The sequence below is a fragment of the Sphingomonas panacis genome (genome assembly GCF_001717955.1).
GTDB classification, from domain to species: domain Bacteria; phylum Pseudomonadota; class Alphaproteobacteria; order Sphingomonadales; family Sphingomonadaceae; genus Sphingomonas; species Sphingomonas panacis.
Map to the genome: position 1 here is coordinate 4,368,930 of NZ_CP014168.1, position 24,481 is coordinate 4,393,410.

Consider the following 24,481-nt stretch of genomic DNA (forward strand, 5'->3'; position numbering starts at 1 on the left):
GGATGCCGGTCGCTCACAACTTCGACGTCAATTCAGGCACGACCTTGAACAGGTCGCCGACCAGGCCGATATCCGCGATCTGGAAAATCGGCGCATCCTCATCCTTGTTGATCGCGATGATCGTCTTCGAGTCCTTCATGCCGGCGAGATGCTGGATCGCACCCGAGATGCCGACCGCGATGTACACTTCGGGGGCGACGATCTTGCCGGTCTGGCCGACCTGATAGTCGTTGGGAACGTAGCCCGCATCGACCGCCGCGCGGCTTGCGCCGACGCCCGCGCCAAGCTTGTCGGCCAGTGGATTGATCACCTCGGTGAATTTCTCCGACGAGCCGAGCGCGCGCCCCCCCGACACGATGATCTTCGCGCTGGTCAGTTCCGGTCGCGTCGATTGGGCGATTTCCTGACTCTCGAACGCCGCGAGGCCCATGTCGCCGGTAGAGGGAACGAGTTCGATCACGGCCGATCCGCCTTGGGCCCCCGCTTTTTCGAACGCGGTCCCGCGCACCGTCAGCACTCTTTTCGCATCGCTGGTCTGCACCGTGGCGATCGCATTGCCGGCGTAGATCGGGCGCGTGAATGTGTCCGGCCCTTCTACCGACAGGATATCGCTGATCTGCATCACGTCGAGCAGTGCCGCGACGCGCGGCGCTACCGCCTTCGCGGTGGTGGTGGCCGGTGCGACGAAGGCGTCGTGATCGCCCATCAGTTCCACCACCAACGGCGCGACGTTCTCGGCCAATTGATGTGCATAGGCCGCGTCATCGCCGACATGGACCTTCGCTACGCCAGCGATCCTGGCGGCGGCTTCCGCGACCGCGCCGACATCCTGGCCGGCGACCAGCAGATGCACTTCGCCCAGCTTCGACGCTGCAGTGACCGCAGCCAGCGTGGCGTCCTTGACGGCCGAACCGTCGTGCTCAACCCAAACGAGAGTCTTCATGGCAATATGTCTTCTCTGCGCCCGGGCTACTTCGCGACGCCAAGCGCCTTGAGCTTCGCGACAAGTTCATCGACGTCCGCGACCTTCACGCCGGCGGTGCGCTGCGGCGGCTCGACCACCTTCAACGTGGTCAAGCGCGGCGACACAGTCACGCCGTAATCGGCCGGCGTCTTGTTCACGAGCGGCTTCGATTTCGCTTTCATGATGTTGGGGAGCGAGGCGTAGCGCGGCTCGTTGAGGCGCAAATCGGTGGTGATGATCGCCGGCAGCTTGTAGTTGCCCGTCTCCAGACCACCATCGACCTCCCGTGTGACCTTCGCGCCGTCGACCGACAGTTCCAGCTTCGACGCGAAAGTCGCCTGCCCCCAGCCCAGCAGGCCCGCCAGCATCTGGCCGGTCTGGTTGTTGTCGTCGTCGATCGCCTGCTTGCCCAGGATCACGAGGCTCGGCTGCTCCTCCTCGACGATCCTCGCCAGCAACTTGGCGACTCCCAGCGGCTCCACCTTGCCCTCGGCAGTGACGAGAATCGCACGGTCGGCGCCCATCGCGAGCGCGGTGCGAAGCGTCTCCTGCGCCTTCGACTCGCCGATCGAGACGACGACGATCTCGGTAACCGCGCCCTTTTCCTTCAGGCGGATCGCTTCCTCTACCGCGATTTCGTCGAACGGGTTCATGCTCATCTTGACGTTCGCAAGATCGACGCCCGAGCCGTCCGCTTTCACGCGGGGCTTCACATTATAATCAAGCACGCGCTTGACCGGCACCAAGACTTTCATTCCGGCAACCACTTTGTTTCCGTGATGGTTTATCACGACGTTTTACATCATTCCGCTTTTCCGAGACCGGGCGAACTGCGTCAATAGCGCGCGCACGTTCACCGCATATGTGACGAAGACGTTTGCAACGGCATCACTGGGCGCCCCCGTCGATCGCCAGGATCACCCCAGACGTATAGGCCGACCGCGGCGACGCCAGAAACGCCACAGCATCGGCAATCTCATCGGGTTCGGCAAAGCGCCCGAACGGCATCGTGGCCGCCAGTTCGCGCCAGCGATCCGCATCGCCCAACTCGGCGCCCGCGCGCGCCTTGAGCATGAGCGCAAGCCGCTCCGTCAGGACGGGACCCGGATTGATCCCGACGACCCGGACGCCATCGCGATGCGCGCCCCGCGCGAGCGCACGGGTGAAGCCCATCAAAGCCGCATTGCCGGAAGAGCCGGCGATATACTCGGGAGGAAAACGCTCCCCGGCAACGCCAATCACGTTCACAACCACCCCCGAGCGCTCGCACAGGCTGGGATAGAGCGACTGCGTGAGGGCGATATAGCCAAACACCTTCAAATCCCAAGCCGCGCGCCACCGCGCCATCGTCAGATCGGTCAACGCCCCCGGCGGGATCGCGCCCGCATTGTTGACAAGGATATCAAGGGGGCCGCATTGCTCCACGATCCGCCGAACGTCCCGCTCATCGGTCATGTCACCGGCAAGTGTCGTAACCGTCGCCCCGCTTTTGCGGATCGACCCGGCTGCCTGATCCAATGCATCCTGGTCGCGCGCGGCGATGACGACGTCGCAGCCCTCTCTCGCCATGACGACCGCAACCGCCAAACCGATCCCCTTGGACCCTCCGGTGACGAGCACCCGCTTGCCGGCAAGCTGCAGATCCATATCCGCTCTCCCTATACGATCGATATCGCGACCCGGCCGCGCACCGCGCGACGCCGCATATCCAGAACCTGTCGCAGCCATTGTCGATTTAGTACAAACGATCTAACTCCGCAATTCGATATCAGCGTCAGGAGAGGGTATGAAACTCGAAGGAAAAGTGGCGATCGTCACCGGGACCAGTCCCAATATCGGCGGTGGCATCGTCGAGGCGCTCGCCGGCGCGGGCGCGGCGATCGTCGCTGTGGACGCGCGCGAGCAGAATGCGCAAAGCTGTGCCGCCGCAATCGTAGCCGCCGGCGGCCGCGCTATCGGCATCGCCTGCGACGTCACCGACGAAGACGACGTATCGGCTGCGGTCGATCAGGCGATAGCGGCGTTCGGGCGGATCGATATTCTCGTCAACAATGCCGCCATCTTCAATCAGAAGAACATTGCGACGATGCCGCTGGCCGAATGGCGCCTCGTCAACGGCGTGATCCTCGACGGAACGTTTCTGTTCACCAAATATGCCACCGCGAAGATGGTGCCACAGGGTAGCGGCGTCGTGATCAACATCGTTTCGACCGCAGGGCACCAGGGGCAACCCGGCAACATCGCCTATACCACCGCCAAAGCCGGGATTCTCAACTTCACCCGCTCGGCGGCAATGGAATATGCCCGGCATGACATCCGGGTGGTCAGCCTGACACCCACTGCCACCGGCCTCGACGAGATGGCCGAGCGGGCGCGGCGCTGGAACCTCGATCTTGGCCCGGTGCCCGATTATTCCGCGATAACGGCGCAATTCGCGCGCCGCATACCAATGCAGAAACTGCCCAATCCGAGCGACTACGGCGCGGCGGCCGTGTTCCTCGCCTCGGACGACGCGGCGATGATCACTGGCGTGGACTTGCGGGTCGATGGCGGCGCCGTGGCGCGCTACTGGGCCTGGGAACCATCGGACGGCTGATTGTCCACCGATGCCGCGATCTTCACCCCTGCCGCTCGCGCGGCCGGCATGAAGATCGTGGCATCGGCCTCTCAAACGCAGGGAACGTGCGAAACCGCGCCGCCGCCATGCGTCCGGCAAAACGAAGCGCCCTCTGCATCCGCCGATGCAGAGGGCGCTCCAGGTTTGCTCTCAGCAGATTGGGGGTGTCGTCAGAACGCGTCCGGGCGAATCGTCAGCTTCAGCCAGATTTCGCGACCGCGCGACACCGGACCTTCAAAGTCCGATAGCACGCCGACGTTCGTCCCCGTCCCCGAGCCCGTGCCCGGCGACTGGAAGCCGGAGAACGTGTAATAATGGTTGGAAAGGTTCCGACCGATCAACGCGAACTCAAAGCTTCCCGACTTTGGACCGACCGACACCGACGCATCGACGAGGAGGCGACGCGGCGTGAACCCGCCGGGATTCAGTTCCTGCGACAGGAAATATCCCGATGTGTAAACGCCGTTCACGTTGAAGCGCGCCTTGTAATCGCTGGCGACGGTCGATTCATACGCCAGGCCGAGGCTGCCGCTGAACTGCGGCGCGCGCGGCAGCGGACGCCCCTCCATTTGCTGCAAGCTGGGCACCGTCGCCGTGCTGGATTGCAGAGCGTTACAACCGCCCCCGATCGTTTGCCCGACATAGCAGGCGGCGAGGAAGGGTGAATCGTACTTCGCCGAGTTCAGCGCCGCGGACCCGTTGATCGAGAATCCTCGCAATGCCCGTGGCGAGAAAGTGAAATCACCCTCCAGACCCTTCACCCGCGCCGACGACGCATTGAGGATCAGCAGCGCGATCGTGGACGGATCGAAACGGCTGACCTGCAGATCTTTGTACCGGTAGGTGTAGGCCGCCAGGTTCAGGCGAAGCTGCCGATCGAACAACAATGTCTTCATGCCGATCTCGAACCCCTTGACGGTCTCCGGCCTGTAGAAAGCGGGAATATCGGTGACCGCAGGGTTGGTGAGCGACGCGTTATAGGTCGTATAGCCGATCTGATACGCGCCGGACTTATACGCCTGCTTGTAAGACCCGAAAAAGTTCGTTTCGCTATCCGGCTTGTAAGACAACGTGAGTTCCGGCGACCAGTTCGAGAATTGCACCTCGGGCGTGGTGAATTTGTTCGGGTACGGCGCCGGCGGCACGATATACTGATATTTGCGGTCGCGCGAATAGCGCACGCCTGCCGAGAGGCTGAGTTTCTTGGTGATATTCCAGTCCGTCTGACCGAACGCCGAGAGCGCCTGCGAACGCAGTGGGAACGACCAGTACGGCGATAGCGGCGTGATCTGGGTGGTGTTGATCACACCCGTCTCGCGCACGAGCATATTGTCGCTCTGGTAGAATCCACCCAGCATGAGATCGACCGGAGAGTCCGGGCTTTGGAACGACAGCCGGACTTCCTGACTGAACGAATTTTTCTTCACGCTCGACAGGCCGCCGATGAAGAAGCGCGCGCCGGTCGTCTGCGCGTCGAGAACGCGTTGGCGGATGCCGTACCAGCCGGTGATCGAACTCAGCGTGATCGAATCCGTCAACTTGTACGAAATGTCGGAACTGATGAGATGCTGCTTCACCTTCAGGTAGCTGGCAGCAGAATCATAGTCCGAAATGCCCGTGATCGCTTGGATCTGCTGATAGGGGATCGGTGCAAAGACGATCGTCCCGTTGGGGGTACAGTCATCCGTCCCCGGCACTGCACCCGGCCCTGAGGACACGCCACGGGCGCAGAAGATCTTCTGGCTGGCCGAGTAGCTGCCGTTCTCGCTTACATCGTCATATGTACCGCGCAGTTTCACCGTCAAGCGGTCGCTCGGCTCCCAGTTCGCGCTGAGGCGGACGCCATTTTCGTCGGTTCCCGGCGCATAGTCGAAGGCCGCATTCGGCGCGACGTTGTGGAAATAGCCACGCTGCCGCGAAAATCGACCTGCCAGCCGCATGTCGAGCGTGTTGGTGACAGGACCGGAGACGTAGCCATCGATATCGATCTGATGTGCGTTGAATTCATAGCCGGTGCTGATCTGCGATTGGAAGGTCTTTGTCGGCTCAGCCGAGCGCAGCGACACGATGCCGCCGGTCGAATTCTTTCCGAAGAAGAGTGCTTGCGGCCCCTTCAACACTTCGACTTGTCCGATATCGATGTTGGCCATGCGCACGACGCCGCCGTAGCTGAGCGGAATGCCGTCGATATTGATCGTGACCGCAGGCTCGGAAGAGGCGTTGGATGAAGGACTTGCTACGCCACGAAGGGTCAGGTTGCCGCCATACGGGCCGGTCGCGGGCGAGATGACGAGCATCGGCGTGAGCTTCGCGACGTCGGTGATGTTCGTGACGTTCAGAGTCGCAAGTTGTTCCTGCGAGAACGCGCTGATCACGACCGGCGTCTGCAACGATGTTTCGTTACGTCGCCGCGCATTGACGATGATGTCTGGAATGATCGTCGGGTCCTCCGCCGGATGCGCGGCAGCGGCTTGCTGCACCGAAGTGGTTTGCGGCACCGTATTGGTCGGCGCTACGGGCGCGTCCTGCGCGATTGCGACAGGTGATATCATGCACCCCCACGCAAGAGCAGCCAGACTGGCAACACAATATTTGCTTCTCAAGGTCATCTCCCCGATTTGTAACGTTGAATGTCGGCCGATCCCGAACCATGACATCTCACGGCAACCGAGATGACGATGGCAAATCTCGTCGCGAGCGCCATTCAACGATCTTGTTTTTAACTTGCGCCTTCTTAACCCCACTCCCGGCGGCGATTGAAGCGCGCACTTGGCAATAACGGATGAGCGTTAATCGCACTTCGTAGCCGCCTCATCGCTGGACCGGCCGACTCTCATCCACCAACTTCCGATGAATGCGGGCCTTGATGAGAATACGACGTGTTGCGCCGCAGCAAATTTTGGGAAGAACTGGACTGTGATCTTCAGCACCCGGTCCAAGCCCGACGCGCAGGCGACACATGGATCGCGCCTGTTCCCGGACGAAGCATCCCGCAGCCAGTGGCGATCACAAGGGTGACGCGCCCATTCGCGCAGAGCGCGCATAGAACAGGAGCTTGCGGTGGCGACATACGATCTTGAACTGACTGGCGTGCCGGCACTGGTGACGGGAGGGGGCGCCGGCATCGGTCGTGCGACTGCGATCTTGCTTGCCGGACTGGGCGCCCGGGTCGCCATTCTCGATCGGGACGGGAACGCCGCCGCGGCGGCGGCGCGGGAGATCAATACCTCATCCGGCACGGCCATCGCGCTGAGCGCCGACGTCTGCTACGAAAAGGACGTGATCGCGGCAGTTGCCGCGGCGGAAGCGCGGCTCGGCGTGATCCGAATCCTGGTGAACAATGCCGGGATCGGCGAACGTCGCCCGATGCTCGACCTGCCGCTCGACGGCTGGAAGGATGTCATCGACGTCAACCTGACATCGGTCTTTCACCTGACCCAGATCGTCGTCCGCCGAATGGTCGCCGCGCAGGTCGCCGGCTCGATCGTCAACGTGGCATCGGTCGCGGGACTGAGCGGGGTGTTGAATCGCAGTTCCTACGCCGCATCGAAGCATGGCGTGGTCGGTTTGACACGAACCCTCGCGCTGGAACTGGCGGCGCATCACATCCGCGTCAACGCGGTCGCACCCGGCATCGTCTCGACGAAACTGACAGCGGCTCTGCTGAGCGATCAGAACGCCGCTGCGCGCTCGGCCGCCGCCCACCCGCTCGGGCGGGTGGCGGAGCCGCGCGAAGTGGCCGACGCCATCGTCTTTCTCGCATCGCAGCGCGCCAGTTTCATCACAGGTTCCGTGTTGCAGGTCGATGGCGGATTTCTCGCCGGGAAGAGCGCCTGAGGATCAGATCGTCGCGCCGCAAGCCGGCAAAACTCCAAGTTGTACAGGAACGCTGCCATGACTGCTTACGCCTTTGCCGGGAAAACCGCCTTCATTTCGGGTGCGGCCAGCGGGATCGGAAAGGCCGTCGCGATCGAGTTCGGCCGGCGCGGCATGCAGGTGGTCATCGCCGACCTCGATATCGCCGAGGCGGAACAGGTGGCTGCGGCCGTCCCGAACGCCTCTGCAGTCGCGCTCGACGTCCGTGACGAGGGGCGCTGGATCGACGCATTGGACACGGCCGAGTCCCGTCACGGCCCGCTGGCGGTGATGGTCAGCAACGCCGGGATAGCGGGAAGCACGCTGCCACTCGCCGACACGTCGTTGAGCGCCTGGGCTTGGACACGGAGCATCAATCTGGACGGCGCGTTTCTGGGGCTGACGCATGGGGCGCGCCGGATTCGGGCTTCGGGTCAGCCGGGCCATCTCGTCGCCACTGCCTCCATGTCGGTTTTCAACGTGCCGCCGAACATGGGCACCTATGTCGCGACGAAGGCTGCGGTCGTGGCGATGTGCGAAGCCCTGCGGCAGGAATTGGCGACGCAGTCGATCGGCGTTTCCGTATTGCTCCCCGGCCCCGTCAGCACCCGGCTCGTCGAAGCCAATGCGAGCCGCACGCCCAGCGGCCTGGACGTCGGCGAAAGCTCGGAGGTGGTGATCGACATGCTTCGTCAGGGGCGAGATCCTGCCGACGTGGCGGTGATGGCGGCAGACGCGCTGGGAACGGATCGTTTCTGGCTGTTCAGCCATCCCGAATTGGAGCATCGTATCGATACCCGCACGGCCGAGATGAAGGCTGCACATCACGAGAGCCGAGCGAGGTTGGGAGATGGAAGTTGAATGCCGTATCAGGCTGGGACAGTGCGCCGCACGATGGAACGGCCTATGCGGAGCGACAACAGGGGAGGTCTGGCGGCTCGGCGCGCGGGCCCGTAATCTGGGAGCCGAGCGAGGCGGATACGGAAGCCTCGACGCTGACCGCCTTCATGCGCTGGCTGGACGAGTTCCGCGGCCTATCCTTCACCGGCTATGCCGACCTGTGGGATTGGTCCGTTCGTGAGTACGAGCTGTTCTGGGCTGCGCTATGGGAGTATTTTCAGGTCGAGGCATCCGTGCCCTACGACCGCGTCTGTCAAGGCGACTCGCTTCAGACCATGGAATGGTTTCCCGGCGCGCGACTGAACTTCGCCCAGCATCTGCTGCGCTACGAGCGCACCCGGCCCGATGCGACCGCGATGATCTGCTACAATGAGGATGGCGCGCGGAACGACTGGTCGTGGTCCGAACTTGCGGACGCGGTCCGGCGCGTCGCAACAGGGCTTCGCGCGCTCGGCATCCGGCCCGGCGACCGCGTTGCCGGATACGTGCCCAACAGCGCGCAGGCGGCCATCGCGCTGATCGCAACGACCGCGATCGGCGCCATCTGGTCCAGTTGCAGTCCGGAATTCGGTGCCAGCATCAGCCTCGATCGCCTTGGGCAGATCGAACCGCGGCTTATCTTCGCCGTGTCGCATTACGGATATGCGGGAAAGGACCGGGATCGCCGCGCCACCCTCGACGAGATCCTGAGCGGCTTGCCCTCGGCGGAGCACGTCATTCTGTTGAACGATACCGAATGGTGCCCAGCGGTATCGGCCGCAATCGTCTCGACCTGGGAATCGCTGCTCGCGAGTCCGTCAGGGCCGGAGGCATTCCACTTCGAGCAGGTGGCATCAGACCACCCGCTTTGGATCGTGTACACATCGGGCACATCCGGACCGCCCAAGGCAATCGTTCACAGCCATATCGGTGCGCTGATGGGCGCGATGAAAGATGTGCACTTTCATCTCGAGGCAACGCACACTTCGGTGCTGCTCTTTTACTCGACGACGGGCTGGATCATCTGGAACATGCTGATCAGCAGTCTCAGCCTCGGCGCGACCGTGGTGCTCTACGAAGGCAGCCCGTTCTATCCAGATGTTGGAACACTCTGGCGCCAGATCGACGATGCCCGGGTAACCGTATTCACCACCAGTCCCGGCTTCATTACCAAGCTGATCGATACATCCTATGTCCCGACGGCACGCCACGCCATCGACACGCTCGAGGCGCTGGTTCTCGTGGGCGCGGTGGTGGAGGACGCCTTGTACGACTGGCTGGTCCCGGCGCTGCCGCCACGCGTGCGGATCTTCTCGCAAGCGGGATCAACCGAAATCTGCGGAGGCTATGCCGGAAGCGTGCGCTTGTTGCCGACCCGTGCCGGCGAGATCACCGCGCGCGCGCTCGGCATGAACGTTGAGGCCGTCGATGGCCAGGCACGGCGGTTGCGCAACCAACCCGGCGAACTGGTCATCTGCGCCCCCTTTCCCAATGCACCCCGGCGTCTGTGGAACGACCCCACCGGCGCGCGCTTCTCCGAGGCGTATCTGGCCGGCCACGCCGGCTGGTGGCGACAGGGCGATGTCATCACGATCTACGATGATGGCGCGTGTCGGGTTCATGGCCGCTCCGATGCCACGATCAAGCGTCGCGGCATCAGGATCGGCAGCAACGAAATCTATCGCGTTCTTGGCTCGCTCGCGGGGGTATCGGATGCGATCGTGGTCTGCCCCGAAGCGGGCGTTTGGCGCGGGCAGTTGATGCTGTTCGTGCAGCGGCCCAGCGGCGCGCCTCCGGACGACGGCACACTCCACCATCGTATCAACGACATCATCGAGGATGCGCTCAGCCCACGTCATGTTCCGGACCAGATCATAGACACGCCCGCCATCCCCTACACCGTCACCGGCAAACGCCTCGAAGTACCGTTGCGCCGATTGCTCGAGAGAAACCTGTCGCACAGGGACTTCGCCGCCTCGCTACCGCACGATCCGGATACGTTGAGATGGTACACGGCGTTTTCGGCAGCCCAGTAACGTGGGGGCGCGCGTTTCGAGCACCAATGCCAACCGACTGACATTCAACGCCCAAGCGGTCCGGCTGCGCCGGCCCGGACTGTTACGCCTCGGTAAGTTCGCCGAAGCGTGCCTCATGGTCGAACGCATCGCCCCAGGTCTTCTCGATCTCGAGCATCCTGCGGACATAGCGGCTCAATTCATATTCGTCCGTGATGCCGATTCCGCCATGCAACTGGATTGCGGCCTCCAGCACGGCCCGGCCGTGACGGCACACCATCGACTTTGCCGCGGACACTTCCTGCTGGCGTGAGATGGCATCGTCGCCCGCGAGCGCGGCGGCCGCCATATAGGTGGCCGAGCGCGACTGCTCGGCCGCGACAACCATGTCGGCAAAGCGATGCTGAAGCGCCTGAAAGGTGCCGATCGCTTTCCCGAACTGCTGCCGCGTCTGGAGGTAATTCGCGGTCAACGACAGCATGCGGGTCATCAGGCCAAGCGCCTCGGCGCACAGCGCGACAGTACCGTGATCGATGGCGCGCGTGATCGGCTCGAGGCCAGCGCCGTCATCGAACAGCGGCGCATCCACCTCGACCCCATCGAAGGTCACCCGCGCAAACTGGCCGCCGCCGAGCCCCCGGATCGACGTGACCGTAACCCCCGGTTGGCCAGCGGCAACGAGATAGGCGTTCGCCTTGTGCTCCGGGTCCAGCGCCGTCACCACGAAATGCGTGGCGGTCGCGCCATCGATGACGAGGTTCTTGACGCCCGTCAGACATCGGCCGCCCTGCCGCTCCTCGACACGAGTCGATATACGAGCGGGGTCGAAATCGAGGATCGCTTCGTCACTGGCGATCGTGATCCGGGTGCTGCCTTCGCCGATCGCACGCAACTGCGCCGATCGCATCGCCCGGTCCGTGGCTGTCTCCAGCAGCTTGGGCGCGACGATCGCGCCGGTGACGAACGGTTCCTGCGCCAGCGACCGACCCAGCGCCTCGCACACCAGAATGGCATCCGCCATGCCCATGCCGAAGCCACCGTCCTCCTCCGCGATGACGATTCCGGCGAGCCCCAGGTCCGCCATCTGCTGCCAGCGGGCGGTCGTCGCGGCAACCCAGACTTCCGCCGACGCGCCCGCAGCCGGTTTCGGCCCATTGTTCGCAGCGAACTTCTCGACCGTGTCGACAAGCGCGCGTTGATCGTCGGTGAGATCGAAGTTCATCGTGTCCCCCACTGGCCCACGGTTTCGCGATAGATCAGATTCTTCTGGATTTCGGTCGTTCCGCCGACCAGCCCGGACTTGCGGAATTCCAGATATGTCGCCGCGGTGCCGTTGAGGACGTGACCATATGGCGGCGTTTCGTCCGTCTCCCCGCCCCGCGAACTCGGATCATAGGCGAGCCCCGCCGGTCCACCCATGTCCATCAGCAAGGTCGACAGCCGTTCGAGCAGATCCGTGCCGCACAGCTTCAGGACGGAGGCAGAGGGCGCTCGTGGATCGTTCTCCGTCGCCGCGATAACGCGCATCAACGTCCATTCATGCGCCTTCAAGTCGATGCGAATTCGCGTGAGCGTGTTCTCGAAGACGTTGCGCCGCGACGCCGCCACCCCCTCGGCCGCCAACCGCTCCGCCAGTCGCGTCGCAAACTGAAGCAGCCGTTTCGCCTGCCCCAGACCGGCGATCTCGGTCCGTTCGGCGTTGAGCAGGAACTTGGCGACGGTCCAGCCCTGATTTTCAGCCAGAACGACATTCTCGACCGGCACCACGACATCTTCGAGGAACACCTCGTTGACGTCATGCGCGCCATCGAGCGAGTGGATCGGCCGGACGGTGATGCCCGGCGTGTCCATCTCCATGAGCAGGAAGGTAATGCCCTCCTGCGGTCGTCCCTGATCCGACGTCCTGACCAGACAGAACATGTAGTTCGCCCAGTGCGCCCAGGTCGTCCAGATCTTCTGCCCGTTGACGACATAATGGTCACCCTGACGCACAGCGCGGGTGCGTAACGATGCGAGGTCCGATCCCGATGACGGCTCGGAGTAGCCCTGACACCACCAGTCGCGCAGCGTGGGAATATCCGGCAGGTATCGCCGCTTCTGCTCCGGCGTGCCAAAGGTCTGGAGCACCGGGCCGATCATGTTGACGTGCGGAATCTGCCGGGGCGCACCGGCGAGGAAACATGCCTCCTCGAAGATCACCCGCTGCATCGGCGACCAGCCGGGGCCGCCATATTCGGCCGGCCACGCCGGCGCCGCCCAACCTCGCTCGTCGAGGATGGCCTGCCAGCGCAGGAAGTCCTCCTTCCGCAGATGCTGGAGGTTGTCGACCCGCGCCTTGATATCAGCGGGAACGAGCGCCGCGATCTCGGTCCGGATCGATTCGCGGAACGCGACGTCGGCCGGGGATAAGCTCAAGTTCATGCTCAACGGCCTCCTTCGATAGCGACGCGACCGTCGGCGAAGACGATTTTCTGTCGGGCGACCGCCCGCGCCTCGATCCGGGCGCCGGTCGGCTCGCGCCACAACGCCAGTTCGATGGTCTCGCCCGGGAAGACCGGCGCATTGAACTTGCCCGAGATCGCGCCCAGCCGGCCGCCGGGCGCCGCGTCGCCCCCGCCACACAGCACCTTTTCGGCGAAAGCTGCGCACAGGCCATAGGTCGCGACGCCGTGCAGGATCGGCGACGGGAAACCGGCCTTCGCGGCAACCGACGGCACCATATGGAGCGGGTTCTGGTCGCCCGTCAGCGCGAAGAGCTGCGCCGATTGGGTGGAGGTCGGGATCTGTACGACATGATCGGGTGGACGATCATCCTCCGCTGCGGTTACGCTCCGTGCGAGAGCCGGCGCGCCGGCGACCCGATCCGATCGACAGATGAAGGTCATGAACACCGACGCATATGCCAGTTTCGAGCGCGTATCGTGAATGTCGCGGATCATGTTGATCTCGCATCCTCTCCCCTCGCCTCGGTCGAACACACTGTCGACGCGGGTGACGCTCGTCACCTGTCCCTCGACGGGCAGAACGGCGTGCGCGATCATACCCTGACGGCCATGCAGGACGCCCGAAAGCGTGATGCCCAGATCCATCGCGTGCAATCGCGGCGCCGCCAGCACGGTGGCCATCGCGGGCAGCGTGCGGGCCGGGGGCAGCGGCCCCAGATGTTGGCGCGCCCAGTCGTCCGCCAGATCGATCCCGCACCCGACGCTAAGCGCATAGAGGCAACTGTCCCGCGCCGTATAACTCTGCTCCATGACCACAGGCGTCATGTTCATCAGCGAATCGTAATCCCGGATCATGACGGCTACCGATTGCTGAATGAAGGCGCGCGCTTCTCGAACACTGCGGCGAGCGCCTCGCGGTGATCTTCGGTCTCATGTGAGATCGTCTGAAAAGCACCTGCCATTTCGAGATGATGGTCCAGCGAAAGCTGGCCGCTGTCGCGCAACAGGCGCTTGGTCAGGCGGAGTGTGCGGCCAGGCATGGCGTCGATCCGCCTCGCCAGTTCGAGCGCCTGCTCCATCAGCGCGGCGCCATCAACCACACGGGAGACGAGGCCGATCCGGCGCGCTTCCTCCGCATCGATCTGCACCCCGGTCAACGCCATCTCGCAAGCCATCGAATAGCCGACGATGCGCGGCAGAAACCACGCGCCGCCATCGCCGGGAACGATGCCGAGCTTGATGAAGCTTTCGGCAAACACCGCATGCGTGGCGGAAATCCGCATGTCGCACATGCATGCGAGATCGAGCCCAGCGCCGATCGCGGCCCCGTTCACGGCGGCGATCGTCGGCACCTCCAGATTGTACAGCGCCTTGGGGATGCGGTGGATCGAGTTTCGATAGCTGTCACGGGTATCGATAACCGTCTTGGCCGGCGCGAAACCGGAACGGTCGCGCATCTTCTTGATGTCTCCGCCAGCGCAAAACACCGGCCCCGCCCCGGTGATAATCAACGCGTTGACGGAGGGGTCGCGTTCGATCGAACGGCAGCGGTCCTCGAACTCCTCGCAGATCTCGACGCTCGACAAGGCGTTGCGCTGTTCGGGCCGGTTCATGGTCAGGATGACGACCCCGCCGGTCTTCTCATACAACAGAAAGTCATTCATCGCCCGCCACCTCGACCGGATCGCTCGCTGCGATCACTGCATCCCACGCATCGCCCGTCGCGACCGCCGTCCGGCCGATCGCGATCGCCCATTCACGCTGATCGCCGAATTCCTCCGCCCAACGCCACATGTTGCGGGTAAGGCGGCCGAGCGGATATTCCATCGTCACGCCAATCGCGCCATGAATCTGATGCGCCAGCATCGCGCCCTTCTCCACGGCACGGCCCGCCCGCAGCTTGGCGATCGCGATCGCCAGATCGCCATCGCCCGCGTCCATCTTCGCACAGGCGATACGCGCGGCCGCAGCGGTCGCAACCGCCTCGTTCGCCAATTGGGCCAGCATGTGCTGAATCGCCTGGAACTTTGCAAGCGGCCTGCCGAACTGGACGCGTTCCTGCGCATAGCGCACCGAGAGGTCGAGCGCGCCTTGCAGCGCGCCGGCGATCTGGATCGATCGCAGCAACGCCCCCGCATATCGCACCGTCGATACAGTGGTCGGTGTATTTCCAGCCACCGCACCTGCGGGGTCGGAGAACGTCACCAGTGCCGGGGCTTCACCACGCGTCACGAGCAGGCGGGCCGTCTCCGGCACATCCGCCGCCCAGGCGCTGAAGAACACCGCGCTCGCCGCCGGTTCCGCGCCGCCGCCGCACAAGAGCGCGTTGGCGATCAGCGTCTCACCCAGCGGCGTCGGCTCCCCGCACGCCGCCGAATGCGTGATGACATCGAACAGATCGGACCAGCGTAGCGCGAAACCGCCATCGGGTTCCGGGCACATCGCGAGCGGAAGGCCGAGTTCCTCGATCTTGGTCCACAACGCGGAATCGAAATCCTCACGCCGGCTGGTCTGGTCACTCGCGTGGAGCCGCGTGACCTGTTCGAGCAGGAGGTCAGACACGGACATGGTCATCGCACTCCCAGCGCGCGCGCGGTGATGCCGCGCAGAATCTCACGCGCACCGCCGCGCAACGAGAAGGTCGGCGCGGCGCGGACGGTATAGTCGATCGCGCGCCGCAGATCGGCCGGCGGATCGATGAACAGGCTCCGCACCGCAGGCGCGGTGCGCTGCTCCAACTCCGCGCCCAGATCCTTTGTGATTACCGCGTGATAAGATGGATCTTCGCCGCGTTCGAGCTTTCCCGCCGCCATCAGCGACAGCGATCTCAGCACCGCGGTCTCCGCGACGAGCGTGCCCAATGTCGCAAGATCGCCACGCTCGAAGGCGTCGGCCGGCGACGCATTCAACGCCCTGGTCGCAGCCCCGACCAACGGGAAGGCGCTCAGGAACCGTTCCGAGCCGCTCCGCTCCAGCGCGAGTTCGGACGTGACCTGCGCCCACCCCTGCCCCTCGGTGCCGAGCAGTCGTTCGCCAGGCACGTACACGTCCGTGAACGCCACCTCGTTGAAATGTGCGTCTCCGTTCAGGTCGGGGATCGGCCTGACCTCCACCCCGGGGCTATCCAGCTCGATCAGGAATTGGGTCAACCCACCCTGCCGCGCCTCCCGCGCCGATCCGGTCGTGCGGAACAGCCCGATCATGACCTGACAATGTTGCGCGTTCGTGGTCCACAACTTGGTCCCGTTCAAACGCCAGCCATCGCCGTCCCGCTCCGCCCGCGCTTCGATCGCGGCGAGATCGGACCCGGCATTGGGCTCGCTCATGCCGATGCAGAACGAGATGTCGCCGCTGGCGATGCCGGGCAGATAGCGCTGCTTCTGCTCCTCCGTGCCGACCTTCAGCAGCAATGGCCCGCTCTGGCGGTCGGCCACCCAATGCGCCCCCACCGGGGCGCCGGCCGCCAACATTTCTTCCTGCAGGACGAACCGGTCGAATGCGGTGCGCCCCGCGCCGTAGGGCGCTGGCCACGTCATGCCGATCCAGCCGCGACGCCCGACCGCACGACTGAAATCGCGATCGAACGCGGTCCACGAATGCGCCCGATCGAATGCTGTCCACGTCTGCGCATAGCCGGCGAGGAACTCCCGCACCTGCGCGCGCAGCTCGATCGCGGAAGCCGGAAGCGCCGTCGTACTCATATCACGCCCCGCGTCGCGAGATCCGTCATCGTGGGCTGATCGAGTCCCAACATTTCCTGCAGGACCTCCACGGTATGCTGCCCGATGACCGGTGGCCCGAGCCGATATTCAGGCATGGACACCGAACATCGGATCGGGCTGTTCGCGACGACGATCTCGCCGGACAGCGCGTGGGGCAGCGTCACCGTCATCCCGCGCTCGCGGAAATGCGGGTCGTTCTCCAGATCGGACATGCGATTGATCGGACCGCACGACACCCCCGCTGCGTTGAGCAGCGCAATCCAGTGCTCACGCGGCTGCTTCACCAAAATGCCGGTCAATTCGGCAGCCAGTTCGTGCCGATGCGCCACCCGCGCGCCCATCGTGTTGAACGACGGGTTGTCGAGCCAGTCCGACCGCCCCACCGCCGCTGCCAGGCGCCCGAACTCGCGGTTGTTGAAGGTCGCGATCAGGAGATAGCCGTCAGAGGTGCGGTACACGCCGTAGGGCGACGCGCTGGGATGGTCGTTTCCGGTCCGCGGCATCTCGAACCCGCCGTTGAACCAGGCGGTAAAGGTGTTCGCCATCGCCGCCACCTGTGAATCGAACAGCGAGATGTCGATCGATTGCCCCTCTCCGGTCTTTTCACGTTGATGCAGCGCCAGCAGGATGCCGATCACCGCATCCTTGCCCGCGAGGATATCGGCGATCGGCACGCCGACGCGCATCGGCGCGCCCTCTGGGCCACCGGTGACGCTCATCAGACCCGACATGGCCTGCATCAGGAAGTCGTAACCGCTGCGCGAAGCATAAGGACCGCTCTGCCCGAACCCGCTGACCGAACAATAGATCAAACCCGGATTGTTCTTCCGCAGCGATTCATAATCGAGGCCGTATTTGGCCAGCGTATTGGGCCGGAAATTCTCGACGAAGATATCGACCTTGGCCGCCAGCGTGCGCAGCAGCTGCGCACCCTCTTCGCTCTGGAAATTGACCGAGATCGACCGTTTGTTGCGGTTTGCCGCCTGGAAATACGTGGACTCGCGTGTTTCGTTGCCCTCGGAGTCGATCAGCCAGGGCGGACCGACATGGCGCACGTCGTCACCTTCTCCCGGACGTTCCACCTTGATGACGTCGGCACCAAAATCGCCCAAACATTGTGTTGCGGTTGGCCCGGCAACGACCCTCGTCATGTCGAGAACCTTAAGACCGGCCAGAACAGACATTAGCAGACTCCCCATCCCTTTCGACTGCGAAAGGAGCTTTATGACTATCGATTAGGAGAGCCGCGCCGGGCTTGAAATCAAATTTGCGAAAAGCCCGGCACTTACTATACATCCGTTACTTCGTTGCCGTCATTGCGTCGCGGCGCCACCCAGGATGGCGGTCACTTGACTTGACAGGAACCCGCCGTTGCCATGCGTGATGGCGATCTCAGCTCCGTCGATCTGGCGGTCGCCCGCGCTGCCGGTAAGCTGGCGATAGGCTTCGACGACGGTGAACAGCCCGTACATGCCGGGGTGAACGCACGCGAGCCCGCCTCCGTTGGTGTTGACGGGCAGCTTGCCGCCGGGACCGGTGGTACCGGAAGCGACGAAGTCCCCGCCCTCCCCCTTCTTGCAGAAGCCCAGATCTTCGAGGAACAGGATCGTATTGATCGTGAAGGCGTCGTAGAGTTGCACGATATCCACGTCGGCGGGGCCGATGCCGGCCTGCGCATAGGCACGGGCGCCGCTGAGCTTCGCCGCCGTTGTCGTGAGATCGGGCATCTGGGCGATCTGATAATGATCCGTCGCCTCACCCACGCCCAGCAAGTAGGCGGCAGGACGCTGATCCACCCGGTCGCCACGCACCATGACCACCGCCGCAGCACCGTCCGTAACGAGGCAGCAATCGAGTACCGACAACGGATCGGACACCATCCGGGCCTTTTCGTAATCCTCCCGGCTCAACGGCTTGCGCTGGAACGCCTCGGGGTTGAGCATCGCCCAATCGCGCGCCGTTTTGGCGACGGCGTAGAGATGATCGCGGGTGGTTCCATAGTCGTGCATGTGCCGGCTCGCCGCCAACGCATAGGCGCTCACCGGCAGTCGTGGACGATAGGGCTTCTCGTACAGATTGGGTGCGGCGGCGCTGACCAGCCCGCCGGCGCCCGTCCGCTGGTTGCTGCCGTAAGCGATCAGCGCGACATCGATCTCTCCCGCCGCCAATGCGTGCGCCGCGACGTTGAGATGCGTCAGAAAGGCCGACCCGCCCGTGCGGTTGTTGTTGGTCAGCTTCGGCCGAATGCCCAGATATTCGGCGAACGAAAGGCCGCTGAGAAAATCGTTCGGCAGCCCGATGAACAGGCCGTCCACCTCCGAGAGGCTGATTCCCGCCTGCGCCAGCGCGGTTAGCGCGACCCGCCCGGCGAGATCCATCGACGTGAAGCCCGGCGCCTCGCCGATGCCGAAGGTCGCCGCGCCGATCAGAGCGGCGGCGGCGCGACGTTCACTGGTCATGATCGGGTGCCTTCTTCGGTGCGGTCGCCGCCAAACGGCGTGAAAACGACGGTATGATGATCCTCGAACGGAACGATCCGCGCCGCGACGCGCAGGCCGATGGCGACGTCGGCCGCGTCGATCCCCTCGACCCGGCTGAGCATGCGCGGCCCGTCGTCCAGTTCGATAACCGCGACATTGTAGTCGGCCTCCGGTGGACGCACGCGGACCCGCGTGGTCGCATGGACGGTGCCCAAACCGGTCGCTTCGACCCACTCAAGATGGATATCGCCGGTGCCGGGCTCGGCGACACGCGGATAGAAGAAAGGCCGCCCGCCCCTCCGGCTGCGTTGGAGCATGAACTTTCCCTGCGCCAGGAAGGAGAGATATTGCCGGTCAGGGCCTGTCGCCTCGGTCGTCGTCACTTCCACGTACCCACCTCGTTCACGAGCTGATATGATAGCCGCCGTTCACCGAGATGATCTGCCCGGTGATATAGGAGGCGGCTTCGGAGAGTAGAAAGCAGACGGGCTGCGCCACCTCCTCCGGAGTACCCCAGCGCCCAAGCGGAATTTGCGCCAGGTAGGTCTCGCGGAATTTCTCGCCGCGCACCGTCTCGGTCATCGGTGTCTCCACGACTCCGAACGCGACCGCGTTGACGCGAATGCCCTTCGCCGCCCATTCGCGCGCTGCCGACATGGTGAGGCCGTTCATGCCCGACTTGGATGCGCCGTAATTGATCTGCCCGACCGTGCCGCGCCGCCCGGCGTCCGAGGAAACGTTGACGATCGCCCCGGGCGCCGTCGCTCCCGCCGCCGCCTGCGCCAGCATCTTGCGGCCGACCGCCTGCAACAAACGGAACGGCGCGGTCAGGTTGACGTCGATCACCGATGCCCAGGTGTCCATATCCATCTTATGGATCATCGCCGCGCGGGAGATGCCGGCATTGTTCACCAAACCATCGATGTGGCCCGCCCATTCCGCCGCCGTATCGACGGTACGCATGATGAAGTCGCCATCGGTGACATCGCCCGCCGCGACGATCAGCCGATCGCCACCGACCTCGACCGCGAACTGGTCGAGCGCCTCCGCGTTGCGGTCGATCGCCACGACCCTGCCGCCCAGTTCCAGCACTCCGTTCGCGATGGCACGCCCGATACCCTGAGCCGCACCGGTCACGATGACCGCCTTACCTTCCAGCGACATGGGATTTATCATTGATCCGCTCCGTGAAGTGAAGTCGGCACGCGTGCCGACGTGCCGGACCGATCCGCGACCGATCCGAAAGATGCCGATTCGCACGACGTCGGATATCCGCGCCGCGTCATGACATCAGAGAAGAACGCCGGATCATGCGAGGACACTCTCCGGATACGCCGGCAGCGTGGTCTGCCGCACCGCGATCCGCTCCGATACTGTCGGACGTCAATCAGCGTAACGGCTGCACCGTCCGACGACAGCCCAAAAACCCGGCCGCGAACGATTACCACATATGCGTCGCGTCAGGGGACGGAGATCGCCCCCTCGACGCCCTGCGACGGCTCGTTGACCTTGGCGAGCAGATGATCGCGGACCAGATCGCTGAGCGCCGCGACCAGCCGGTCGCGCTGCGGCGCGATCATCTCGACGGCGCCGCCGATGCCGAGCACCGTCGGGACAGGGAAAAGGGCCTCGGGCAAGCTCATCGCGATCACCGCCGCGCCTGGGCTGATCTCGCTTCGTTCGACATACAGGTATTTGTTTTCGCGGATGAACTTCACGTCCGCCAGCAACTCGTCGAGACCGATCAAACTTTCATCCACCTGCTTTTCGGCGTTTATCCGGCGAACCAGCTTGCTGATCTCCGAATCCGGCACGTCTTTCAGCAGCACGCGTCCGCTGGCGGATCGCAACAACGGTCGCTGCTGCCCCGGCGTGAGATGAAGCCGCAGCGAAGTCGTCGCCTGCGCCACCTGGATATATTGCGAGAACAGTTTGTTGCGAATGGCGAGATAGGCGGTCTGGCCGGAGACCTTGTTCGCCTTGCGCACCAGTGACGATACCCGGTCCTCACCGTGCAATTGATCGAACACCCACGACCCCAGCAATCGTACCCGGCTCGTCGGAAGGAAGGTTCGATCCTGATTATTGTAGGATAGATATCCCAGCACGTTCAGACTGCGCATGATCTCCGACGTGCTCGACTGCGGATAGTCGAGCGCCCGCGCCACCTGGGCGATATTCGCCGGGGCTTGGAAATCGTCAAAAAATTCGAGGATTTGCATCGTCCGCCCGGTGGATTTCACCACGTTCGACGGCAGCGATTCCCATTTGACGGTCGCGCCCGGCGGATTGCCTGGCACGCCGTACATGGCCGCGTCCGATTCGTCGGTCAAATCGTCGCCGGCAAAGCGTTCAGCAACCTCGTCACCGCTTCTCGTTGCGAAATCCACGATTGATCCTCTTCCCAAATGCGTACCGCCCAACCCGCGCGCGGCCTTATGGCTGTCTCGAGGGTAGGTCCGCACCATTATTAGTACAAGCGTACTCGCTCGTCAAAGCGCCAGAATGACGGTTCGCTAAGCCGACGGAGCAACGCCCGGGCAGAAGATCTCGAAAAAGGCGCGCCTTCACGGTCAACGCGAACAGCGCCGCGGGCATCGCCGCGACGTGGCCGGCGGCGATTTTCATCGCCGCCGGCCACGTAAACGCAGGACTTGGATCGAACCGGTCAGTTGACCATCGACATGCCACCGCTGACGCTCAGCGTTTGGCCCGTGATGTAATCGGACTCACCGCTCGCGAAGAAGAGGACTGCATTTGCGATCTCTTCCGGCTCAGCCACGCGGCGGAACGGAATGACGCTCTTCAGCCCTTCCTTCAGCTTGTCCGACTGCACATGGTACAGCGGCGTATTGGTCGGCCCGGGAGCGATGCAATTGACGTTGACCTTTCCACGCGCCACTTCGCGCGCCAGCGTCTTGGTGAACGAGATGATGCCGCCCTTCGCGCCCGAATAGACCGCCTCGCCGGGGCTGCCGATCCGGCCTGCGTCGCTGGAGATATTGACGACCTTGCCGCCGCCCTTCTCCATCATTCCGGGAACGAAGTGATGACACAGATGCACCGGCCCGAGATAGTTGATCGCGACGATCAGATCCCAGGTCTCCGGCTTGCTCTTCAGGAACGGTTCGACCAGATCCCAGCCCGCCGAATTGACGAGGATGTCGAGCGCCCCGACCTTGGCCAGGATCGCTGCCGCAAACGCATCGATACTGGGTCGGTTCGTGAGATCCAGCCGCTCGAAATCCGCCTTGCCGCCGGCGGCGCGGATTTCGTCGGCGACCGCCTTGCCGCCCTCTTCGTTGATATCGGCTATGAAGACGTGCGCACCCTGTTCCGCCGCCATCTTCGCGATCGTCTTGCCGATACCCGAGGCGGCGCCCGTCACCACCATCGATTTTTCGTTAAACCTGCCTGCCATATTGAAACCTCGATTTTCTGATGAAGGAGACGATCAGACCTTGCAGGTCTGATCGAACACGGGAGCGCGCTTCTCGCGGTGCGAGGCGACCCCTTCCACAGCTTCCGGTCCGGTAAGACCCAACATTTCGTAGGCACAGGACGCGTCGAATGTCGGACCCGCCATGCGCAGCCAGTTGTTCAGCGCGTTCTTGGTGAAGCGTATGGCGCTGGGCGCGCCCTTCGCCAGCCGGGTCGCGACCTCGAGCGCTTTGGCGTCCAGCTCCTCGTCGTCGCAGGTCAGCGATATGAGGCCGATCCGCTCGGCCTCCTCACCGGTAATGGAGTCGCAGGTCAGCAGATAGTATTTCGCCTTGGCCATTCCGCACAGCAGCGGCCAGATGATCGCGGAAACATCACCAGCAGCCACGCCGAGCCGGGTATGACCGTCGATAATCCGCGCAGTCCTCGATGCGATCGACACGTCCGACAACAGGCCGCACACCAGACCGGCCCCCACCGCAGGCCCGCGTATCGCGCTGATGATCGGCTTGTTGCAGTTGATGAGATTATAGACGAGGCTGCGCGTCTCCTTCCAGATCTGGTTCCGGAAGTGGAAGTCGGTCATCGAACGCTCCACGATGGCGAAGTCGCCACCGGCAGAAAAGGCTTTCTTGCCACCGCTGAGAATGACGGCGGAGATGTCCTCGTCATAATCTACGTCGTTCCAGATCGAGACCATTTCCTTGTGCATTTGCGCACAGACTGGCGTAAGTTTCTCGGGATCGCCCATCGTGATGCGCAGCACGCGATCAGCCGGATAGTCGAACAACAGCTTTTCGTAATTCTTCAGATAAGCGGACATGACACCTCCAGCAGAATGGGATTCGTTCGAAGCGGCGACTGTGTCGATACGGATCGCCATCACGTCTCCCCAACACATCGTCGTCATGGCTTAGCAACCATGTCGTGGCGATCACCATCCGTAATCGCCGGTCGGGCCGATATACCGTGTACGTGGAAGATGCCGCACGCCGCTCGACCATGCCGGTTGGCGCGTGCACCTTCACCGGCGAAGTTTGCGGCCCATTGCGCCGACGCGCCCCGTTGGAGGAGTTCTTAATGTCAGACGGCACGATCAGCACCCTGCGGGTCAGCGCTACGCCCATCATCGCCAATGACAGTGCATCCTTGTGGGATATGGGATCGGGCATCGCCTGCCTCGAAGTGCACACGAAGATGAACGCGCTCAACGTGCAGGCACTCGACATCCTCGAACATGCGGTGGCGCAGGCCGGCAGCGCGTTCGGCGCGCTTGTGATCGGCAACGACGATCCGCGCGCTTTCTCGGCCGGTGCCGACCTTGCCTATAATCACGCGATGGTGACGCGCGGCAATTGGGCGGCGTTGGCCGCCTATTTCCGCCACGGACAGGGGCTCTACCAAAAGGTGGCCGCATTGCCGGTTCCGGTGGTGGCCGCAGCCCACGGCTTCGCGCTTGGCGGCGGCTGCGAAATCATGCTCCATTCGCATGCGGTCGTGGCGCATGCTGGACTCCGCGCCGGTCTGCCCGAAATCAAGGTTGGCCTCATTCCCGCCTGGGGTGGCTGCACGCAACTCCTGCTCCGGTGTGTAGAGCGCGACGGCCCGGACGATGGCCTCGCGCGCGCGTTGGCGGTATTGCAGGCTGGCGAGATCGCCGCCTCGGCCGAACAATCGGAGGCGATGGGGTTGTTGCGCCCGGGGACGACCATCGTCGCCGAGCGAAGCCACCTTCTTCCGGCCGCGATCGACCAGGCGCGCGCCATGATGGATACCGGCTTCACCCCGCCAGCTCAGCCGCATCTGACCTATGGTGGCCAGCCGGCCTATGAGACCCATCTGGCGAAGGTCGAGACGGATCTGGCGAGCGGCAGCGTGTTTCGGGATGGTGCGACGGTGATGCGCGAGATCGTCGGTGTCCTCACTGGCTACCCGATCGTGACCGAGCGGGGCACGTATCCGATCACGGTATCGCTCGAAGGAGAACTGGCGAGCGCGGATCGGCTGATCCGCACGCCGGCGGCACTGGTCGCAATCACCCGGCTGATCGGCGGCTGAGGATAC

Annotated in this window: 22 protein-coding genes; 5 read left to right on the forward strand and 17 right to left on the reverse strand. The window is 63.7% G+C overall.

Annotated features, from left to right (window positions below; genetic code table 11):
• Positions 1–13: 13 nt before the first annotated feature.
• The 3 genes from J0A91_RS20175 to J0A91_RS20185 all read right to left on the reverse strand — a co-directional run bounded on the left by J0A91_RS20175 (position 14) and on the right by J0A91_RS20185 (position 2,611).
• A complete protein-coding gene (locus J0A91_RS20175) occupies positions 14–943 on the reverse strand; it encodes an electron transfer flavoprotein subunit alpha/FixB family protein (protein WP_069206399.1) in 930 nt (309 codons plus the stop codon).
• A 26-nt stretch (positions 944–969) separates the two neighbouring features.
• Positions 970–1,719 (reverse strand): electron transfer flavoprotein subunit beta/FixA family protein, encoded by a 750-nt coding sequence (locus tag J0A91_RS20180; protein WP_069206400.1) that lies wholly within the window; start codon positions 1,717–1,719, stop codon positions 970–972.
• 133 nt (positions 1,720–1,852) lie between these two features.
• Positions 1,853–2,611, reverse strand: coding sequence for a short-chain dehydrogenase/reductase (locus J0A91_RS20185; RefSeq protein ID WP_069206401.1), 759 nt, complete (start codon positions 2,609–2,611; stop codon positions 1,853–1,855).
• Between the two features lie 139 nt (positions 2,612–2,750).
• On the opposite strand from J0A91_RS20185, the gene J0A91_RS20190 reads away from it, so the two are divergent.
• Positions 2,751–3,560, forward strand: coding sequence for an SDR family NAD(P)-dependent oxidoreductase (locus tag J0A91_RS20190; RefSeq protein ID WP_069206402.1), 810 nt, complete (start codon positions 2,751–2,753; stop codon positions 3,558–3,560).
• Positions 3,561–3,751: 191 nt separating this feature from the next.
• Here the strand turns inward: J0A91_RS20190 and J0A91_RS20195 are convergent, their stop codons facing one another.
• Positions 3,752–6,325, reverse strand: coding sequence for a TonB-dependent receptor (locus J0A91_RS20195; protein WP_150127003.1), 2,574 nt, complete (start codon positions 6,323–6,325; stop codon positions 3,752–3,754).
• 316 nt (positions 6,326–6,641) lie between these two features.
• Between J0A91_RS20195 and J0A91_RS20200 the strand changes: the two genes are divergently transcribed.
• Genes J0A91_RS20200 through J0A91_RS20210 form a run of 3 tightly spaced genes read left to right on the forward strand, consistent with a single transcriptional unit; the run spans position 6,642 to position 10,351 of the window.
• Complete coding sequence (locus J0A91_RS20200; RefSeq protein ID WP_069206404.1) at positions 6,642–7,418, forward strand: SDR family NAD(P)-dependent oxidoreductase; 777 nt, start codon at positions 6,642–6,644, stop codon at positions 7,416–7,418.
• A 57-nt stretch (positions 7,419–7,475) separates the two neighbouring features.
• Positions 7,476–8,297, forward strand: coding sequence for an SDR family oxidoreductase (locus J0A91_RS20205; protein WP_069206405.1), 822 nt, complete (start codon positions 7,476–7,478; stop codon positions 8,295–8,297).
• Positions 8,294–10,351 carry an acetoacetate--CoA ligase gene (locus tag J0A91_RS20210; RefSeq protein WP_169833189.1) on the forward strand — a complete coding sequence of 686 codons (2,058 nt, stop codon included), beginning with the start codon at positions 8,294–8,296 and terminating at the stop codon, positions 10,349–10,351. Before J0A91_RS20205 ends, J0A91_RS20210 begins: the two co-directional genes overlap by 4 nt.
• Before the next feature lie 82 nt (positions 10,352–10,433).
• On the opposite strand, the gene J0A91_RS20215 is transcribed toward J0A91_RS20210, so the two are convergent.
• The 13 genes from J0A91_RS20215 to J0A91_RS20275 form a co-directional block, all read right to left on the reverse strand.
• Positions 10,434–11,552 (reverse strand): acyl-CoA dehydrogenase family protein, encoded by a 1,119-nt coding sequence (locus J0A91_RS20215; RefSeq protein WP_069206406.1) that lies wholly within the window; start codon positions 11,550–11,552, stop codon positions 10,434–10,436.
• Positions 11,549–12,751 carry an acyl-CoA dehydrogenase family protein gene (locus J0A91_RS20220; RefSeq protein ID WP_069206407.1) on the reverse strand — a complete coding sequence of 401 codons (1,203 nt, stop codon included), beginning with the start codon at positions 12,749–12,751 and terminating at the stop codon, positions 11,549–11,551. The genes J0A91_RS20215 and J0A91_RS20220 overlap by 4 nt, the downstream gene beginning before the upstream one ends.
• Before the next feature lie 2 nt (positions 12,752–12,753).
• Complete coding sequence (locus J0A91_RS20225; RefSeq protein ID WP_169833190.1) at positions 12,754–13,605, reverse strand: MaoC/PaaZ C-terminal domain-containing protein; 852 nt, start codon at positions 13,603–13,605, stop codon at positions 12,754–12,756.
• Between the two features lie 29 nt (positions 13,606–13,634).
• On the reverse strand, positions 13,635–14,438 hold the full coding sequence (locus J0A91_RS20230; protein WP_069206409.1) for a crotonase/enoyl-CoA hydratase family protein: 804 nt from the start codon (positions 14,436–14,438) through the stop codon (positions 13,635–13,637).
• The gene (locus J0A91_RS20235; RefSeq protein WP_169833191.1) at positions 14,431–15,342 is read right to left on the reverse strand and encodes an acyl-CoA dehydrogenase family protein; all 912 of its coding nucleotides are present in this window, start codon (positions 15,340–15,342) and stop codon (positions 14,431–14,433) included. The genes J0A91_RS20230 and J0A91_RS20235 overlap by 8 nt, the downstream gene beginning before the upstream one ends.
• Before the next feature lie 2 nt (positions 15,343–15,344).
• Positions 15,345–16,475, reverse strand: a complete 1,131-nt coding sequence (locus J0A91_RS20240; protein WP_069206411.1) for an acyl-CoA dehydrogenase family protein — start codon at positions 16,473–16,475, stop codon at positions 15,345–15,347.
• On the reverse strand, positions 16,472–17,647 hold the full coding sequence (locus J0A91_RS20245) for a CaiB/BaiF CoA transferase family protein (protein WP_206364935.1): 1,176 nt from the start codon (positions 17,645–17,647) through the stop codon (positions 16,472–16,474). The genes J0A91_RS20240 and J0A91_RS20245 overlap by 4 nt, the downstream gene beginning before the upstream one ends.
• Positions 17,648–17,809: 162 nt before the next feature.
• Positions 17,810–18,955 (reverse strand): acetyl-CoA acetyltransferase, encoded by a 1,146-nt coding sequence (locus J0A91_RS20250; protein ID WP_069206413.1) that lies wholly within the window; start codon positions 18,953–18,955, stop codon positions 17,810–17,812.
• Positions 18,952–19,365, reverse strand: coding sequence for a Zn-ribbon domain-containing OB-fold protein (locus J0A91_RS20255; RefSeq protein WP_240502102.1), 414 nt, complete (start codon positions 19,363–19,365; stop codon positions 18,952–18,954). Before J0A91_RS20255 ends, J0A91_RS20250 begins: the two co-directional genes overlap by 4 nt.
• Before the next feature lie 13 nt (positions 19,366–19,378).
• Positions 19,379–20,152, reverse strand: coding sequence for an SDR family NAD(P)-dependent oxidoreductase (locus tag J0A91_RS20260; RefSeq protein ID WP_069206414.1), 774 nt, complete (start codon positions 20,150–20,152; stop codon positions 19,379–19,381).
• Positions 20,153–20,436: 284 nt separating this feature from the next.
• Complete coding sequence (locus tag J0A91_RS20265) at positions 20,437–21,366, reverse strand: IclR family transcriptional regulator (protein ID WP_069206415.1); 930 nt, start codon at positions 21,364–21,366, stop codon at positions 20,437–20,439.
• 278 nt (positions 21,367–21,644) lie between these two features.
• Positions 21,645–22,397, reverse strand: coding sequence for an SDR family NAD(P)-dependent oxidoreductase (locus J0A91_RS20270; protein WP_069206416.1), 753 nt, complete (start codon positions 22,395–22,397; stop codon positions 21,645–21,647).
• Between the two features lie 33 nt (positions 22,398–22,430).
• A complete protein-coding gene (locus J0A91_RS20275; RefSeq protein ID WP_240502103.1) occupies positions 22,431–23,300 on the reverse strand; it encodes an enoyl-CoA hydratase/isomerase family protein in 870 nt (289 codons plus the stop codon).
• 197 nt (positions 23,301–23,497) lie between these two features.
• Here J0A91_RS20275 and J0A91_RS20280 point away from each other — a divergent pair, with 197 nt between their 5' ends.
• Positions 23,498–24,475, forward strand: a complete 978-nt coding sequence (locus tag J0A91_RS20280) for an enoyl-CoA hydratase/isomerase family protein (RefSeq protein ID WP_069206418.1) — start codon at positions 23,498–23,500, stop codon at positions 24,473–24,475.
• Positions 24,476–24,481 lie beyond the last annotated feature (6 nt).

What these genes read in the sequence shown, in the direction of transcription:
- J0A91_RS20175 (WP_069206399.1), bottom strand. Translation starts at nt 943, where the DNA reads ATGAAGACTCTCGTTTGGGTTGAGCACGACGGTTCGGCCGTCAAGGAC.
- J0A91_RS20180 (WP_069206400.1), bottom strand. Translation starts at nt 1,719, where the DNA reads ATGAAAGTCTTGGTGCCGGTCAAGCGCGTGCTTGATTATAATGTGAAG.
- J0A91_RS20185 (WP_069206401.1), bottom strand. Translation starts at nt 2,611, where the DNA reads ATGGATCTGCAGCTTGCCGGCAAGCGGGTGCTCGTCACCGGAGGGTCC.
- J0A91_RS20190 (WP_069206402.1), top strand. Translation starts at nt 2,751, where the DNA reads ATGAAACTCGAAGGAAAAGTGGCGATCGTCACCGGGACCAGTCCCAAT.
- J0A91_RS20205 (WP_069206405.1), top strand. Translation starts at nt 7,476, where the DNA reads ATGACTGCTTACGCCTTTGCCGGGAAAACCGCCTTCATTTCGGGTGCG.
- J0A91_RS20215 (WP_069206406.1), bottom strand. Translation starts at nt 11,552, where the DNA reads ATGAACTTCGATCTCACCGACGATCAACGCGCGCTTGTCGACACGGTC.
- J0A91_RS20220 (WP_069206407.1), bottom strand. Translation starts at nt 12,751, where the DNA reads ATGAACTTGAGCTTATCCCCGGCCGACGTCGCGTTCCGCGAATCGATC.
- J0A91_RS20225 (WP_169833190.1), bottom strand. Translation starts at nt 13,605, where the DNA reads ATGAACATGACGCCTGTGGTCATGGAGCAGAGTTATACGGCGCGGGAC.
- J0A91_RS20230 (WP_069206409.1), bottom strand. Translation starts at nt 14,438, where the DNA reads ATGAATGACTTTCTGTTGTATGAGAAGACCGGCGGGGTCGTCATCCTG.
- J0A91_RS20235 (WP_169833191.1), bottom strand. Translation starts at nt 15,342, where the DNA reads ATGTCCGTGTCTGACCTCCTGCTCGAACAGGTCACGCGGCTCCACGCG.
- J0A91_RS20240 (WP_069206411.1), bottom strand. Translation starts at nt 16,475, where the DNA reads ATGAGTACGACGGCGCTTCCGGCTTCCGCGATCGAGCTGCGCGCGCAG.
- J0A91_RS20245 (WP_206364935.1), bottom strand. Translation starts at nt 17,647, where the DNA reads ATGACGAGGGTCGTTGCCGGGCCAACCGCAACACAATGTTTGGGCGAT.
- J0A91_RS20250 (WP_069206413.1), bottom strand. Translation starts at nt 18,955, where the DNA reads ATGACCAGTGAACGTCGCGCCGCCGCCGCTCTGATCGGCGCGGCGACC.
- J0A91_RS20260 (WP_069206414.1), bottom strand. Translation starts at nt 20,152, where the DNA reads ATGATAAATCCCATGTCGCTGGAAGGTAAGGCGGTCATCGTGACCGGT.
- J0A91_RS20270 (WP_069206416.1), bottom strand. Translation starts at nt 22,397, where the DNA reads ATGGCAGGCAGGTTTAACGAAAAATCGATGGTGGTGACGGGCGCCGCC.
- J0A91_RS20275 (WP_240502103.1), bottom strand. Translation starts at nt 23,300, where the DNA reads ATGGCGATCCGTATCGACACAGTCGCCGCTTCGAACGAATCCCATTCT.
- J0A91_RS20280 (WP_069206418.1), top strand. Translation starts at nt 23,498, where the DNA reads ATGTCAGACGGCACGATCAGCACCCTGCGGGTCAGCGCTACGCCCATC.